We start from the raw sequence: 15,938 nt of genomic DNA on the forward strand, positions 1-15,938 counted from the left end.
TACGTGTTTATTTATAATAAATATACACGAGTTAATAATTGCAGTTAATTTTCATCTACAAGGATGCAGTATGAGATGGATTTCAAAAAATAATTTTTTTGCAAATAGAAACATTAAACCTTCGCTGAAGACTCAATATGCCATAAGGGTCGGTGCTCTATTTTTACTGTCCGCCATATCTATCAACGCTATTGCAGCGGGTGGTTTCGGTCTTGGTTCTACGCGTCTGGTTTATCCATCTGACAGTCAGCAAATTACGTTAAGTGTGCAGAATGGTGGGGCCAATACCAGCTATTTAATTCAGTCATGGGTGGATGACAATCAAAGCGGTAAGAAAAGTCCAAACTTTGTGGTTACGCCTCCATTATTTATGTTACCAACCAGAAAAGAAGCATCACTGCGGATAATGTTTATTGGTAAAACACAGTTACCGACTGACCGTGAAACACTATTCTGGATGAACGTGAAAGCGATTCCGCCGACGGATGAGAAGAATACCCAGAAAAACACATTACAACTGGCGTTACAAAACAGGATTAAATTATTTTACCGTCCGACTAACTTACCCGTTCAGGCTGGTAAAGCACGGGATATGCTGCGATTTAAATACGAAGGTAAACAACTGAAAATCATTAATCCTTCTCCCTATTATCTGACGGTGACAGGAATCAGGGTGCAAGGGGCAAAATTACCCAATACGTTTGTTCCCCCAAAAAGCGACATCACAGTATCTTCTCCGGTGACGTTAGCGGGCGAAATTACTTATCAAACTATCAATGATTACGGTGCCACAACGGCCAGGCAAAAGGGAACGATGCAATAAACCTGGAAGATTAAAACGTTAAAGCAACTCAGGTCAGGGATATGAACCTAAAGCTCAAAAAACTCGAACACTGGATGGCAAGGAACAAGCAGATGGGGCAGTGTATACCGCTTCTACTGACACTTTTGCCTGCGTATTCAGCGGCGGGTATGCGCTTTAACCCTGCCTTTCTGTCGGGTGATACTGAAGCTGTTGCTGATTTATCTCGTTTTGAGAAAGGGATGACTTATCTACCTGGTAGTTATGAGGTTGAAATATGGGTCAATGATTCGCCTTTGACATCACGTAAGGTCACTTTCAAAGCTGATGAGCAGAATCAGTTGATTCCCTGTTTTTCGCTCGATGAATTAGTCATTTTAGGAATTAACAAAAGTGCATTGCCGGAGCAGGCGCAAGATGAGGGGAATCATTGTCTCGATTTGCGTATATGGTTTGCAGAAGTTCAATATACACCTGAACTTGATGCGCAACGACTCAAACTGACTTTCCCGCAGGCAATATTAAAGCATGAGGCACGTGGCTATATTCCACCTGAAGAATGGGATAATGGTATCCCGGCAGTTCTTATTAATTATGATTTTTCTGGCAATAGTGATCGTGGCGACTACGTGTCTGATAGCTATTATTTAAATCTGCGTTCAGGTTTAAATTTAGGGGCGTGGCGTTTTCGTGATTACTCTACATGGAGTCGTTCAGGTAATTCACCGGGGAAAATTGCACATGTGAGTAGTACATTACAACGGGTAATTATTCCTTTCAAAAGTGAATTAACACTGGGTGATACCTGGTCTTCATCAGATGTTTTCGACAGCGTGAGTATTCGTGGTGCTAAACTTGAGTCCGACGAAAACATGCTGCCCGATAGCCAAAGTGGTTTTGCCCCTACTGTGCGCGGCATTGCTAAAAGCAATGCTCAGGTAACGATTAAACAAAATGGCTATGTTATTTATCAGACTTATATTCCTCCCGGACCTTTTGAAATCAACGATCTGAACCCTACGTCTTCCGCAGGGGATTTGGAAGTTACGATCAAAGAGTCTGATAATTCCGAAACTATCTATACCATTCCTTACGCCGCTGTTCCCATCCTTCAACGCGAAGGCCATATAAAATATTCCGCGACGGCCGGTAAATATCGTACTAATAGCTACAATCAAAATAATCCATATATCTTTCAGGGCGATTTGATTTGGGGATTACCCTGGGATATTACTGCATATGGAGGAATACAATATTCTGATAATTATCGGGCAATAGCTCTCGGGCTGGGGTTCAACCTTGGTATGTTTGGAGCGACGTCATTCGATTTGACGCAAGCCAATAGCACGCTTGCCGATGGCAGTAAACATCAAGGGAAATCGTACCGTTTTCTATACTCAAAATCATTAGTGCAAACAGGTACGGCTTTTCAGATTATTGGTTATCGTTACTCGACGGAAGGATTTTATTCGTTGAGTGATACCACATATAAACAAATGTCGGGGACAGTTATCGATCCAGATACTCTTAATGAAAAAGACTATGTTTATAACTGGAATGATTTTTACAATTTGCGTTATAACAAAAGAGGAAAGTTTCAGGCAAATATATCGCAACCATTAGGTAAATATGGTTCTATGTATTTGGCGGCAAGTCAGCAAAGTTACTGGAATACGAATAATAAAGATACCTTATATCAGGTCGGCTATAATACGAGCGTGCATGGGGTTTATTTAAATGTTGCTTATAATTATAGCAAATCACCGGGTTCTGATGCTGACAGAATCTTATCCGTCAATGTCTCATTGCCGATCAGCAATTGGCTATCACCAGCCGTTGATGGGCGTAATGCATCAAATTCTATGACTGCGACTTATGGTTACAGTCAGGATAATAGCGGCCATGTGAATCAGTATGCTGGAGTATCAGGCTCACTGCTGGAGCAACATAATCTTAACTATAACATTCAACAAAATTTCGCCAATCAGAATAATGGTGGGAATGGATCGGTAGGTTTAAACTACCGTGGTGCTTATGGTTCACTAAATTCAGGATACAGCTACGATAATAATGGTAACCAGCAATTTAACTATGGTTTAAGTGGTGCCCTGGTTGTTCATGAAAATGGTCTCACGCTAAGCCAGCCGTTAGGTGAAACAAATATACTGATAAAAGCACCTGGGGCAAACAATGTAAATGTGGAACGTGGAACGGGAGTGAAGACAGACTGGCGTGGCTATGCTGTCGTACCTTATGCCACGGAATACAGGCGTAATAATGTCTCTTTAGATCCTATGTCTATGAGTATGCATACAGAATTAGATGCTACCAGCATGGAAGTGATACCCAGTAAAGGCGCTTTAGTTCGCGCTGAGTTTAATGCCCATGTCGGTATTCGTGGTTTATTTAATGTTCGCTATCGTAATAAACCTGTTCCATTTGGTGCGACAGCCAGTGTACCCACTGAGGGGACGACTCAGATTACAGGAATAGTTGGCGACAGTGGTCAGGTTTATCTCTCCGGTTTGCCTTTACAAGGCATAATAAATATACAGTGGGGAGACGGTTCTTATCAGCAATGTCAGGCAAGCTATCAATTACCGAAAAGCGAGATAGATAATGCTATTAGCTATGCAAATCTGGAGTGCCGCTAATGAATATATTACAGAAATTTATTTTATTAATTTTTACTTCATTATTCATGGTGGTGGTTTCATGTAATGCACTTGCTAACGATACCGTCGTGGTCACATTTACAGGTCAGTTATTAGCAAAAACATGTGATATTACAACTGGAAGTAAAGACCAGCCAGTAAACATGGGAACTTATGACGTTAATGATTTTTTAAATGTGGGGGATGTTTCTGGTAGTCATACATTTACGATAAATCTGGAAGGATGTCCAACGGCAACCAGTACTATTTATAGTTCAGGAGTCAGTGCTAATGTGCGGTTTAGCGGGGATACAGACACCATCAATACCACCTTATTACGCCTTACTTCCAGTGCAGATAGTGCAACTGGAGTGGGCGTCGAAATTTTAGATAACGATGATAAAGTTATTGCAATTAATGATGAGTCAGGTTTCAAAGAATTAGTTTTAGATAATAATGGCGATGCCAGTTTAGACTTTAAACTCCGCTATAAGTCAACTCAGCAAAACGTACATGCGGGGCAGGCAAATGCACTGTTGTACTTTGATATAGACTATCAGTGAGGATAATATGACGCGCTATTGTAATTTAATTGCTTTGTTATTCTCTGTGATATCAATATCATCCATTGCTGATGATACAACGCATACAGGTGTTGTACGTATAGAAGGAATAATAACGGCAAAGACTTGCATTGTTGCCGATGAGTCTAAAAATTTCACGGTCAACATGCCAGATGTACCCAGTTATAGGGTTAGAAATTCAGGAGATGTCACTGAAAAAATTGACTTCTCTATAAAATTAACCCGCTGTGGCAGTGATGTCAGTAATGCCAATATCAAATTTGATGGAACATCAGTGAGTGAAGATACCACCCTGTATAAACTGGATGAGGGATCTGTTGAGGGGTTAGCGCTGGCTATTTTTGATAACAACAGACAAAGTATTAGTAATGGTATAATAAGCACCAGTTATGCTCTTACGCCATTGGTAGATAACACATTGCATTTCTTTGCGGCTTATAAAGCCATAAAAAATGATGTACAACCAGGAGATGCGAATGCATCAGTTTCCTTTATCGTCACTTATGATTAATGTGCTGATATTCTTTTTAATATGTTGCACAAATGCGCAAGCAGGGGTTGTCGTTGGCAGTACCCGTTTTGTTTACCCAGAAAAGCAGTCATCAATATCGGTCGAGCTTAAAAATACTGCCAGTAGAGATATGTTGGTTAAAATTTCCGTGACACCTGATGATGGACGTCAGTTAAAAGGGACAGTGGAATCCCAGCCTTTACTTCCAGATAAGATATTTATTGCGACGCCACCATTATTAGTACTTAAACAAGATAAACATACCAAAATAAGAATTAATCACGTGGGTGGCCAGTTACCTGCAGATCGTGAGAGTTTATTTATACTGAATATTGCAGCGTTACCTGCTCAGGAACCAAACTCACAGCTTAAGAACGAAAATCAACTCCAGGTAGCCGTACGCAATAGGATGAAAATATTTTATCGCCCGGAGACATTATCAGGTAATCCACTTGACGCTTATAAACAGTTACGTTGGTCGCGAAACAATGAAACTGTCACTATTTTTAACCCTACCCCCTGGTATGTGACACTCTATAATTTATCTATTGATGGTAAAAGCATAAATGGTGGCATGGTCGCACCATTTAGCCATCGTCAACAGAATTGGTGTCTGCGGCAAGGATATTGTGAGGTTAACTGGCAAACGTTGGATCTTTATAATAATGCCTTACCTGTATGTAACGTGAAATTAAATGTTTTGCAAAATAATGCTATGGGTGCAGTAGCGATACATGGATAACTGGAGAAGTAGAATGTTAACTTATTCTTGGGGAAATATAAAAGTAATTTGTATATTGTTTTTTCTTTTAATCAGTAGTTGCTATAACATCGTGTATGCAGAAGATATGGGACGGGGTCGCGCTTTTTGTTATCCTGGAAAGCCAGGAAATAATACTACTCCTGCGACATTTTCTTATAATTTTGGTACTGTTATTGTCTCAGATGTTAATAATAATTCTCCCGGGAAAGTACTACCAGTGCAGAACTGGAATATAGGGGTTTATAAAGCGTATTGCAATTCCCTGGGTAATTACGAGGTTTATTTTACAGCCACATCTGGCATAGATCAATCAGGTGCGTCTGGTGATCATCAGGGAAGCGATATATTTATCCCCTTGACTCATGAGATATCGGTTTCAACACATATAAAACTCTATAATAAAAATGAAACAATGACAGATAAGACAGTACCTTTTGACAACTACAGCACCAATTATTCAGCAGACAGAAGTAAACCATCGAATTGGGGATCGGGAACAGAAGGCTATATAAAAATCAGACTTGATAAAAAAATAATATCCGACATCTCAATAAATAACGTGTTGCTGGTTTCTTTGTATGTCAGCCAGTTCCCAACGGAGCACGGACCAGTTCCTGTATTTAATGCTTATATTGGTAACTTAAATATTGAGGTTCCACAAGGTTGCACAATTAATGAGGGCACCAGTTTTACCGTTAATATGCCGGATGTCTGGGCCAGTGAGCTAAGTCGGGCTGGTGCTGGAGTGAAGCCAACAGGCGTTTCCCCGGTTGCAACCACTATTCCGATAAACTGTACAAATAAAGATATTGATGCCGTAATGACGCTGGTTTTTGATGGCAATATTTCATCAACGAGAGATGTTAATGGTCGGCAAAGCATTATTCAGGCGGAGGATAACCCAGACGTTGGCATTATGATTATGGATAGCCAACAGGAGTCCGTAGACTTGAATGAGCTGGCTGCGCATGTTGGCGTGCCATTTAAGTTAGTTGAAAACCGGGCTGAGTCAGCTCAGACGGCAGACGTGACTTTTCTGTCTCTCCCCGTCAGTACCACAGGGCGACTACCTGCTGCGGGTCGTTATAACGCCCTGGCTATTTTGCGGGTGGAATATCAGTAATGTGTGTGAGTACAGAATCGGATTAGCCCGCTTTTAGCCATCGGTGCAAAATAAAGCGCAGTAACAGCAAGGATGAATAATATGCAAAACGGAAAATGGATTTTGACCTCGCTGGTAATGACTTTTTTCGGCATCCCCATACTGACGCAATTTTTGGCAGCGGTTGTTGCCATGCTGGGGGGCGGACTTACCGCCATTCTTGAGGTTTGCAATTTACTCTTCACGCCAACAATTTACCTTCTGCTTAACATTTTTATGTTGGTGCTGGGCGCGATAATGCTATTTTTCTCGGGGCGAGTATGGGCGGGCGATAGCGCTCCAGAAAAAAGAGAAATAGCCGCCTGGCGACAATGCTTTTTTCTGTTACCGGCACTATTAATCCTGGTTGGCTGGATAATCACGCTACATCTGGCAGATTATCAATTTCGCCAGATGGGAGCAGATTGGTTGGCAAACCTTATGCTTCCCTGGCTGGGCGTTTTGTTAGTCTCATTAGTTGGTGGTGAGTTCTGGTGGATAGTCATAATTCCCGTTGGGGCGCATATCAGTTTTTCGCTGGGATACGCCTGGCCAACCAGACATTCTTTAACCGGCACATCCGGGCTACGTTGCCGTAATTCTCTCCTGTTTATCCTTCTCATGCTTGGTTTTGTCGCTGGTTATCAGGCTTATTTATATAAACAGCTCAATCCCGGCGTTGGTGTACGCGAAAATATTGATACCTGGGCCTGGCAACCCGATAAACTCAATAATCAATTGACGCCACTGCGTGGTAAACCGCAAATTCAGTTCACGCAAAACTGGCCGCGACTCGATGGCGCTACGGCAGCGTACCCAATTTATGCCTCTGCATTTTATGCGTTAAGCGTAATACCGGAAGATTTACACACCCGGGAATATTTGGCGAACTCTCGCACGCCGGAGGCGTATAACAAAATCGTTAAGGGAGACGCTGATATTATTTTTGTGGCTCAACCTTCCGGTGGGCAGAAAAAACGTGCAGAGGAATCAGGTGTTACTTTGATGTACACACCTTTTGCTCGCGAAGCATTTGTTTTCATCGTCAATGCGGATAACCCGGTTAATTCCCTGACTGAACAACAAGTGCGTGACATCTTCAGTGGCGCAATTACCAACTGGCGCACGGTTGGCGGTAATGATCAGGAGATCCAGACCTGGCAACGCCCGGAAGACTCGGGTAGTCAGACGGTGATGCAATCACAGGTCATGAAAAATATCCGCATGATCTCTCCGCAGGAAACAGAAGTAGCAAGTGTGATGGAAGGAATGATTAAAGTCGTTGCCGAATACCGTAATACAAACAACGCAATTGGTTACACCTTCCGCTATTACGCCACGCAAATGAATGCTGATAAGAATATAAAATTATTAGCGATTAACGGCATTGCGCCGACTGCGGAAAACATTCGCAACGGCAAATATCCGTACATCGTCGATGCGTTCATGGTGACGCGGGAAAATACAACGTCAGAAACACAAAAACTGGTGGAGTGGTTTTTAACGCCACAAGGGCAGAGCCTGGTAGAAGATGTGGGATATGTGCCGATGTATAAAACGTTATCAGATATTAAATAATAAAGTAAACAGGGGGCAGATATGGATATGAAGATTTTATTACCTATCAGCAGTTGCTTACTCTTTCTTCCTGAGAGTAATGCTGCGCACCAGAGTATTTCACCGCCTTTCCTGCATTACACATTAGTTTGTGAAAGAGAGCAAATTAACCCCGGAATTAATTTGTCTGAGTATTATTCAGAAAATGAATTTGACTTGTACCAATATTATGCTTTTCGTTGCCCGGATATAGAGAATCAAGTCAGAGGACCATCAGTTTCTGTTTTATTGAGAGTGAGCGTGAAAAGTCCGTTTGAGGACAGGTTAAATATTTCAACATCATATGCAGTTTACCCTGATTATAATATCGATAAATCAATTGACTGGAGTGACGATGGCAACAGGGAGAAATCAACGCTAAACGACTCTGTTAATGTTACTCAATAAAATATGAAACAAAAAATAGAAAAAGCTTTAACGGTTTTGCTTATGATTTACGCCGGATCCGCAGTTGCCGAAGGCAAAGTGAACGATTTATGCCACATAGGTAATCGCGTAGATAAACTAGAGATTACAAATTATCCGCAGGGATACACTTCGCCAGTTTCAATTGATGAGGGACGGCTGAATGAAATTTATAAATACAAGGTTGAAATCACTGAGCTTGATGATAAAGAAAGTAAAAAAATTGTTGAGCTATTACAGATGGATTATGCTGAACAAGAGGAAAATGTTACTAATCTGAGGTGGCGCGTGAATATCACTTCATATCAAAATAAAAAATGTGATATCTATTTTGATGGTTTTGGTTTATGTGGAAAAATTAACGGTGAGAATGTCTGCTTCAGGCACAACGAAATGATACGATGGATAGAGTCCCATATTTCTGTGTTTCTACATAGCGTTAATGAATGAACGTTATGAAATAATGAATTTATCAACAAACTCCTGACATTCTCAATAGCCTTGCACAGTTTTTTATTATTTATTGCACGGATTTTGAATAGATATCATCTGTAGGATAGGTTTATCCTGACAGTTTAAACTGTCCGTTAATAATAAAGGACAACCAAATGGAATTAGTGCGCTTTGTTCATGCCGGATGCGGCGTGAACGCCTTATCCGGCCTACAAAACCATGCAAATTCAATATATTGCATGAACCACGTAGGCCTGATAAGCGTAGCGCATCAGGCAGTTTTTGTGTTTGTCATCAGTCTCAGGTCAGATTGAAATCTGACCCAGCAGCTTACGTTAAATCACGACGCCAGCGACAACTTCTGCTGCGTATACTCCACCAGCCACTGACTCACACGAGACTGTTGTTCCGCATTCAGCCACATGCCTTGTTTTGTGCGACGCCACAGGGCATCGTCGGCGCGGCGGACCCATTCGTGGTCAACCAGATATTTAAGCTCCGCTTCGTAAAACTCATGACCGAAATCTTCCCCGAGATCGTTTATCGTCTCCGCATTGCCGAGCAGCAGTTCGCTGTTGCTGCCGTAAGTACGTGCGTAATGACGTGCCAGCGATTCGGTCAGGAACGGATAGCGGCGGCGCAGGCGGGCTGCGTAGTCGTCGCGGTCGCCTTCGATGGCTCCACCAGGTAATACGCTCTCTTTCGTCCACGCCGGGCCAATACCCTGATAATACGGCGTCAGTTTTTCCAGCGCGTGTTCCGCCAGTTTACGATAGGTCGTCAGCTTGCCGCCAAATACCGACAGCAGCGGTGCTTTGCCGTTTTCATCATGGATATCGAGCGTGTAATCACGAGTGATTGCCTGCGGTGAGTCGGATTCATCATCACACAGCGGACGCACGCCGGAGTAAGTCCAGACGATATCGTCACGGCTTAACTGTTTTTTAAAGTGCGCGTTATACACCTTCAGCAGGTAATTTATTTCGCTCTCTTCAATCTTCACTGCTTTCGGATCGCCTTTGTATTCCACATCGGTGGTGCCGATGATGGAAAACTCATCCATCCACGGGATCACGAACACAATACGTTTATCTTCGTTTTGCAGAATGTACGCTTGTTTCTGGGTATGCACACGCGGCACCACAATATGGCTGCCTTTGATCAGGCGAATGCCATAAGGTGAAGGCAGATGCATTCCTTCGTCGAAGAACTGTTTCACCCACGGACCGGTGGCGTTAACCAGGCCGCGAGCCTGCCATGTATATTTTTTGCCGGTATCGATATCTTCCGCTTCCACAATCCACAAACCGTTTTCGCGGCGGGCAGACGTGGCACGAGTACGGGTAAGCACTTCGCCGCCTTTACGCACCACCATCTGGGCGTTGGCGAGTACCAGACGGGCGTCGTCAACCCAACAGTCGGAATATTCGAATCCGCGCGTAATTTCCGGTTTTAATACTGAATTTGCGCCAAAACGCAAACCGGTTGATCCCGGCAGGCTGGTTCGTTTACCCAAATGATCGTACATAAACAGACCAATGCGAATCATCCACGCGGGACGCAGATGCGGGCGATGCGGCAGGCAAAAACGCATTGGGAAAGCAATATGCGGGGCCATTTTCAGCAACACTTCACGTTCTGCCAGCGCCTCGCTGACCAGACGGAATTCATAGTGTTCAAGGTAACGCAGGCCACCGTGAATGAGTTTTGAACTGGCGGAAGATGTCGCACAAGCGAGATCCTGCGCTTCCAGCATTAGCACGGATAAACCGCGTCCAGCGGCGTCTGCCGCGATACCAGCACCATTGATGCCGCCACCTATCACAATCAGATCTTTGGTTTCCATGCTGCCCTCATTCACTTTCGTTAAAGCTCATAAATGTTCGTTATCGAACATAATAGCAAACAAACGCGCTTTGAGTAACATTGAAAAAACATTTTAGAGTGATATGCATAACATTATGGCGTTTATCTGCCGCTCCGACGTAAACTGTGCGATAAATTTGCCCACTTGTTTGTAAAGAAAGAGAGACGCATGGATCAGTTCGAATGTATTAACGTTGCCGACGCGCACCAGAAGTTGCAGGAAAAAGAGGCGGTGCTGGTCGATATTCGCGATCCACAAAGTTTCGCAATGGGGCATGCGGCGCAGGCTTTCCATCTAACCAATGACACGCTGGGTGCGTTCATGCGCGAAAATGACTTCGATACCCCGGTAATGGTGATGTGTTACCACGGTAATAGCAGCAAAGGCGCGGCGCAGTATCTGCTGCAACAGGGTTATGATGTGGTTTACAGTATCGATGGTGGCTTTGAAGCCTGGCAGCGTCAGTTTCCCGCAGAGGTGGCTTACGGCGCGTAACGCTTTATACTGTCCCCTTTTGTGTGGAATAAGCGACAGCAACGATGTTGATGATTACCTCTTTTGCTAACCCCCGCGTGGCGCAGGCATTTGTTGATTACATGGCGACACAGGGCGTTATCCTCACGATTCAACAACATAACCAAAGCGATGTCTGGCTGGCGGATGAATCCCAGGCCGAACGCGTGCGGGCAGAGCTGGCGCGTTTTCTCGAAAACCCGGCAGACCCGCGTTATCTCGCCGCCAGTTGGCAGTCAGGTCATACCGGTAGTGGCCTGCACTATCGCCGTTTTCCTTTCTTTGCCACTTTGCGTGAACGTGCAGGCCCGGTCACCTGGGTAGTGATGATTGCCTGCGTGCTGGTGTTTATCGCCATGCAAATTCTTGGCGATCAGGAAGTGATGTTATGGCTGGCCTGGCCATTCGATCCGACGCTGAAATTTGAGTTCTGGCGCTACTTCACGCATGCGTTAATGCACTTCTCGCTGATGCATATCCTCTTTAACCTGCTCTGGTGGTGGTATCTCGGTGGCGCAGTGGAAAAACGCCTCGGTAGCGGTAAGCTGATAGTCATTACTCTCATCAGCGCCCTGTTAAGCGGCTATGTGCAGCAAAAGTTCAGTGGGCCGTGGTTTGGCGGGCTTTCCGGTGTGGTTTATGCACTGATGGGCTACGTCTGGCTACGCGGCGAGCGCGATCCACAAAGCGGTATTTACCTGCAACGTGGGTTAATCATCTTTGCGCTGATCTGGATTGTTGCCGGATGGTTTGATTTGTTTGGGATGTCGATGGCGAATGGAGCACACATCGCCGGGTTAGCCGTGGGTTTAGCGATGGCTTTTGTTGATTCGCTCAATGCGCGAAAACGAAAATAATTCCAGGGATTTATAAATGAAACAAACACAACGACACAACGGTATTATCGAACTGGTTAAGCAGCAGGGCTATGTCAGCACCGAAGAGCTGGTAGAGCATTTTTCCGTCAGCCCGCAGACTATTCGCCGTGACCTCAATGAACTGGCGGAACAGAACCTGATCCTGCGCCATCATGGCGGCGCGGCGCTGCCTTCCAGTTCGGTTAACACGCCGTGGCACGATCGCAAAGCTACCCAGACCGAAGAAAAAGAGCGTATCGCCCGTAAAGTGGCCGAGCAGATCCCCAACGGTTCGACGCTGTTTATTGATATCGGCACCACGCCGGAAGCGGTGGCGCACGCGCTGCTCAATCACAGCAATTTGCGCATTGTCACCAACAATCTCAATGTCGCTAATACGCTGATGGTGAAAGAAGATTTCCGCATTATTCTCGCCGGTGGTGAATTGCGTAGCCGCGATGGCGGGATCATTGGCGAAGCGACCCTGGATTTTATCTCTCAGTTCCGCCTCGATTTCGGCATTCTTGGGATCAGCGGCATTGACAGCGACGGCTCGTTACTGGAGTTCGATTACCATGAAGTTCGCACCAAACGCGCCATTATTGAGAACTCGCGCCACGTTATGCTGGTTGTCGATCACTCAAAATTTGGCCGTAATGCGATGGTAAACATGGGCAGCATCAGCATGGTCGATGCCGTTTACACCGACACCATGCCGCCTGCGGGGGTGATGCAGGTGCTGACGGACCATCATATTCAACTGGAACTGTGCTGAGTCAGTACCGATTCCCACGTCAGACCAAAACGCGCCAGGTATTTGCGTAGCCGATCCGCGTCATTAACGCTGGCTCTGCCCTGGCGCGAAACGTCAAAAAGTTCACGTCCGGCGGCGGAAAGCGATTTTGCCTGGCGACAAATGGCAATCACGTTTTCCAGTTGCATTCGGTCGAAGAGATCGATGTTCTCCACCTCTGCGCCCAGCAACGTCGTAAGTGCCGAAGGGCGACTCTCCTGCCAGTTATAGCGCAGACGGCGAATCTCATCTTCCACAGCTTCCAGAGTGATGCGTCCGCTATTGGCGAACGTCGCCATACGCGTAACACTGGCAGAAAGTTCGCGAAAATTACCGCGCCATGTTGCCTGGGGGGATGTCGCAAAAGCCAGCCATGCGCGCCGCGCTTCGGTGTTAAAACGCACGCTATCGCCGGTGAGTGAGGCGTGGCGCTCCACTTCATAATCCAGGTTAGGCTCAATATCCTCCTGACGCTGGCGTAGTCCTGGCAGAGTGAAGGTCCAGAGATTTATCCGCGCATACAGGTCTTCACGAAATCTCCCTTCAGCGACCAACTGGCGCAAATCGCGCACCGTTCCGGCGATAAGCTGAAAATCGCTACTCACCTGGCGATCGCTGCCAAACGGATAAAAAGTTTTCTCTTCAATGGCTTTCAGCAACATGGCTTGTTCATCTGCGCCCAGTTCGCCAATTTCATCAAGAAACAACATGCCGCCGTTGGCGCTGCGTAATAACCCTTCCCGCGCGTCTCTCGCGCCGGTGAACGCACCTTTCACATGACCAAACAGCGCCGACATGGCGGTATCACCGCGCAGCGTGGCGCAGTTCACTTCAACAAACGCGCCGCTAAACTGATGCCGTGCCTGTTTTAATTCGAAGATGCGTCGTGCCAGAAACGACTTGCCCGCGCCGGTCGGGCCATTAAGCAGGATTGGCGCGCGGGATTTAATCGCTACTTTTTCGATCTGTTCAATCATGCGGTTGAAGTGTGGGTTACGCGTGGCGATGCCTGACTTAAGAAAATCGAGCGTTTGCTGGCGTTCTTCGGCAAAGCGGCTGGCGATAGCGTTATAACGGCTTAAATCGAGATCGATAATCGTCACTGCGCCTGCGCTATCCGGCTGTTCTTTCTTACGCGGCGGGGAAGTTTGCGCCAGTCGGGCGGGCAGGTAACGCGCTTCTGCCAGCAAAAACCAGCAAATTTGCGCTACGTGGGTGCCAGTGGTGATGTGAATTAAATAGTCTTCTTTATCAGGTTGAAAAGCGTAACCACGGGCGAAATCATGCAGGCAGGCGTAGACCTCTTCGAAATCCCACGGATTATGGAGTTCCACTTCTACACCTACAACCTGCGTTTCTGGTGAAATGCTGGCGATATCGCGTTTAAGCGTTTCAAACAGCGAGCGTGAGCGGGCGTCGTGTAATAATTCCAGTCGATCAATCACCAATGATTCTTGCTGGCATAAACAGAGTGTCGGCCGCCATTTCGACCAGCGTTGGCTACCGCGCCCGGCATAATCCAGTACGGTTCCGACAAAACCAAAAGCCACTGTTTTACGCATCTTAGATATCCTTATAAAAGACGATATTTCATTATCGGTTAAGTGGCTTTATAGAAAATCTCCGTATACGGACTTTGTACTTTTAATTAAATAAAAACAATTAATTATAGATTTAATCTGCTGATTTAATTTTCTGGCACGACGGTTGCAATTATCAGGACAGCAAACAACGAAACGAGAAAAAGAAAATGAATTACGAATTACTGACCACTGAAAATGCCCCGGTAAAAATGTGGACCAAAGGCGTGCCGGTAGAAGACGATGCGCGCCAGCAACTGATAAATACGGCGAAGATGCCGTTTATTTTCAAGCATATTGCGGTGATGCCCGATGTGCACCTGGGGAAAGGTTCCACCATTGGTAGCGTGATCCCGACCAAAGGGGCGATTATTCCGGCGGCGGTGGGCGTGGATATCGGCTGTGGAATGAACGCACTGCGTACCGCGTTAACGGCGGCAGACTTGCCTGAAAACCTGGCGGAGCTGCGTCAGGCAATTGAAACTGCCGTGCCACACGGGCGTACTACCGGGCGTTGTAAACGTGATAAAGGTGCATGGGAAAATCCGCCTGTTAACGTCGATGCTAAATGGGCCGAGTTGGAAGCCGGTTATCAATGGTTAACGCAAAAATACTCGCGTTTCCTGAATACCAATAACTATAAACACCTGGGAACGCTGGGAACGGGTAACCACTTTATTGAAATCTGCCTTGATGAGGCGGATCGGGTGTGGATTATGCTGCACTCCGGTTCACGCGGAATTGGTAACGCCATCGGAACTTACTTTATCGACCTGGCGCAAAAAGAGATGCAGGAACAGCTTGAAACGTTGCCGTCACGTGATCTCGCGTACTTCCTTGAAGGAACGGAATATTTTGACGATTACCTGAAAGCAGTAGCCTGGGCGCAGCTTTTTGCCAGCCTCAACCGTGATGCGATGATGGAAAACGTGGTATCGGCGTTGCAGAGCATTACGCATAAAACGGTGAGACAGCCGCAAACGCTGGCAATGGAAGAGATCAACTGCCACCACAACTATGTGCAAAAAGAGCTGCACTTTGGCGAAGAGATCTATGTGACGCGGAAAGGCGCGGTGTCTGCGCGTGCCGGGCAGTACGGAATTATTCCTGGGTCGATGGGGGCGAAAAGCTTTATCGTGCGTGGGCTGGGAAATGAAGAGTCTTTCTGCTCATGCAGCCACGGTGCAGGTCGCGTGATGAGCCGTACCAAAGCGAAAAAACTGTTTAGTGTGGAAGATCAGATCCGTGCTACAGCACATGTGGAATGCCGTAAAGATGCCGAGGTGATCGACGAAATCCCGATGGCGTATAAGGACATTGATGCAGTAATGGCAGCACAAAGCGATCTGGTGGAAGTCGTCTACACCCTGCGTCAGGTGGTGTGCGTAAAAGGATAAA

General features: G+C 45.8%; 15 protein-coding genes. 13 read left to right on the plus strand and 2 right to left on the minus strand.

Annotated elements, in window-relative coordinates; translation table 11 throughout:
• The first annotated feature begins 70 nt into the window (after positions 1-70).
• From A1WG_RS11575 to A1WG_RS11535, 9 genes are all read left to right on the plus strand, one after another.
• Positions 71-823: a fimbria/pilus periplasmic chaperone gene (locus tag A1WG_RS11575; RefSeq protein ID WP_001517250.1), complete on the plus strand. Its 753-nt coding sequence runs from the start codon at positions 71-73 to the stop codon at positions 821-823.
• A 41-nt stretch (positions 824-864) separates the two neighbouring features.
• Entirely contained in the window at positions 865-3,456 is a 2,592-nt protein-coding gene (locus tag A1WG_RS11570; RefSeq protein WP_016242568.1) for a fimbrial biogenesis usher protein, read from the plus strand.
• Entirely contained in the window at positions 3,456-4,019 is a 564-nt protein-coding gene (locus A1WG_RS11565; RefSeq protein ID WP_001023960.1) for a fimbrial protein, read from the plus strand. Before A1WG_RS11570 ends, A1WG_RS11565 begins: the two co-directional genes overlap by 1 nt.
• 7 nt (positions 4,020-4,026) lie before the next feature.
• Entirely contained in the window at positions 4,027-4,551 is a 525-nt protein-coding gene (locus A1WG_RS11560) for a fimbrial protein (protein ID WP_000199134.1), read from the plus strand.
• Positions 4,517-5,293: a fimbrial biogenesis chaperone gene (locus tag A1WG_RS11555; RefSeq protein WP_001517248.1), complete on the plus strand. Its 777-nt coding sequence runs from the start codon at positions 4,517-4,519 to the stop codon at positions 5,291-5,293. The genes A1WG_RS11560 and A1WG_RS11555 overlap by 35 nt, the downstream gene beginning before the upstream one ends.
• A gap of 13 nt (positions 5,294-5,306) precedes the next feature.
• Positions 5,307-6,437, plus strand: coding sequence for a fimbrial protein (locus A1WG_RS11550; protein ID WP_001517247.1), 1,131 nt, complete (start codon positions 5,307-5,309; stop codon positions 6,435-6,437).
• Between the two features lie 81 nt (positions 6,438-6,518).
• Positions 6,519-8,033, plus strand: a complete 1,515-nt coding sequence (locus A1WG_RS11545; RefSeq protein ID WP_001517246.1) for a PstS family phosphate ABC transporter substrate-binding protein — start codon at positions 6,519-6,521, stop codon at positions 8,031-8,033.
• Positions 8,034-8,054: 21 nt separating this feature from the next.
• Positions 8,055-8,459 carry a hypothetical protein gene (locus A1WG_RS11540; protein ID WP_000367278.1) on the plus strand — a complete coding sequence of 135 codons (405 nt, stop codon included), beginning with the start codon at positions 8,055-8,057 and terminating at the stop codon, positions 8,457-8,459.
• 3 nt (positions 8,460-8,462) lie between these two features.
• Positions 8,463-8,927 carry a hypothetical protein gene (locus A1WG_RS11535; protein WP_001517245.1) on the plus strand — a complete coding sequence of 155 codons (465 nt, stop codon included), beginning with the start codon at positions 8,463-8,465 and terminating at the stop codon, positions 8,925-8,927.
• 343 nt (positions 8,928-9,270) lie between these two features.
• On the opposite strand, the gene glpD is transcribed toward A1WG_RS11535, so the two are convergent.
• Positions 9,271-10,776, minus strand: a complete 1,506-nt coding sequence (glpD, locus tag A1WG_RS11530) for a glycerol-3-phosphate dehydrogenase (RefSeq protein ID WP_001517243.1) — start codon at positions 10,774-10,776, stop codon at positions 9,271-9,273.
• A 189-nt stretch (positions 10,777-10,965) separates the two neighbouring features.
• Between glpD and glpE the strand changes: the two genes are divergently transcribed.
• The 3 genes from glpE to A1WG_RS11515 are packed head-to-tail and all read left to right on the plus strand — an operon-like array spanning position 10,966 to position 12,942.
• Positions 10,966-11,292, plus strand: a complete 327-nt coding sequence (gene glpE, locus A1WG_RS11525) for a thiosulfate sulfurtransferase GlpE (protein ID WP_001517242.1) — start codon at positions 10,966-10,968, stop codon at positions 11,290-11,292.
• A 44-nt stretch (positions 11,293-11,336) separates the two neighbouring features.
• Positions 11,337-12,167 (plus strand): rhomboid family intramembrane serine protease GlpG, encoded by an 831-nt coding sequence (glpG, locus tag A1WG_RS11520; protein WP_001517241.1) that lies wholly within the window; start codon positions 11,337-11,339, stop codon positions 12,165-12,167.
• A gap of 16 nt (positions 12,168-12,183) precedes the next feature.
• Positions 12,184-12,942 carry a DeoR/GlpR family transcriptional regulator gene (locus A1WG_RS11515; RefSeq protein WP_000815101.1) on the plus strand — a complete coding sequence of 253 codons (759 nt, stop codon included), beginning with the start codon at positions 12,184-12,186 and terminating at the stop codon, positions 12,940-12,942.
• Here the strand turns inward: A1WG_RS11515 and rtcR are convergent.
• Positions 12,924-14,522: a DNA-binding transcriptional regulator RtcR gene (gene rtcR, locus A1WG_RS11510; protein ID WP_001232910.1), complete on the minus strand. Its 1,599-nt coding sequence runs from the start codon at positions 14,520-14,522 to the stop codon at positions 12,924-12,926. The two genes, A1WG_RS11515 and rtcR, sit on opposite strands and share 19 nt — an antisense overlap.
• A 188-nt stretch (positions 14,523-14,710) precedes the next feature.
• On the opposite strand from rtcR, the gene rtcB reads away from it, so the two are divergent.
• Positions 14,711-15,937, plus strand: a complete 1,227-nt coding sequence (gene rtcB / locus A1WG_RS11505; protein WP_001517240.1) for an RNA-splicing ligase RtcB — start codon at positions 14,711-14,713, stop codon at positions 15,935-15,937.
• Position 15,938 lies beyond the last annotated feature (1 nt).

Source organism: Escherichia sp. KTE96 (assembly GCF_000408525.1).
Classification (GTDB): domain Bacteria; phylum Pseudomonadota; class Gammaproteobacteria; order Enterobacterales; family Enterobacteriaceae; genus Escherichia; species Escherichia marmotae.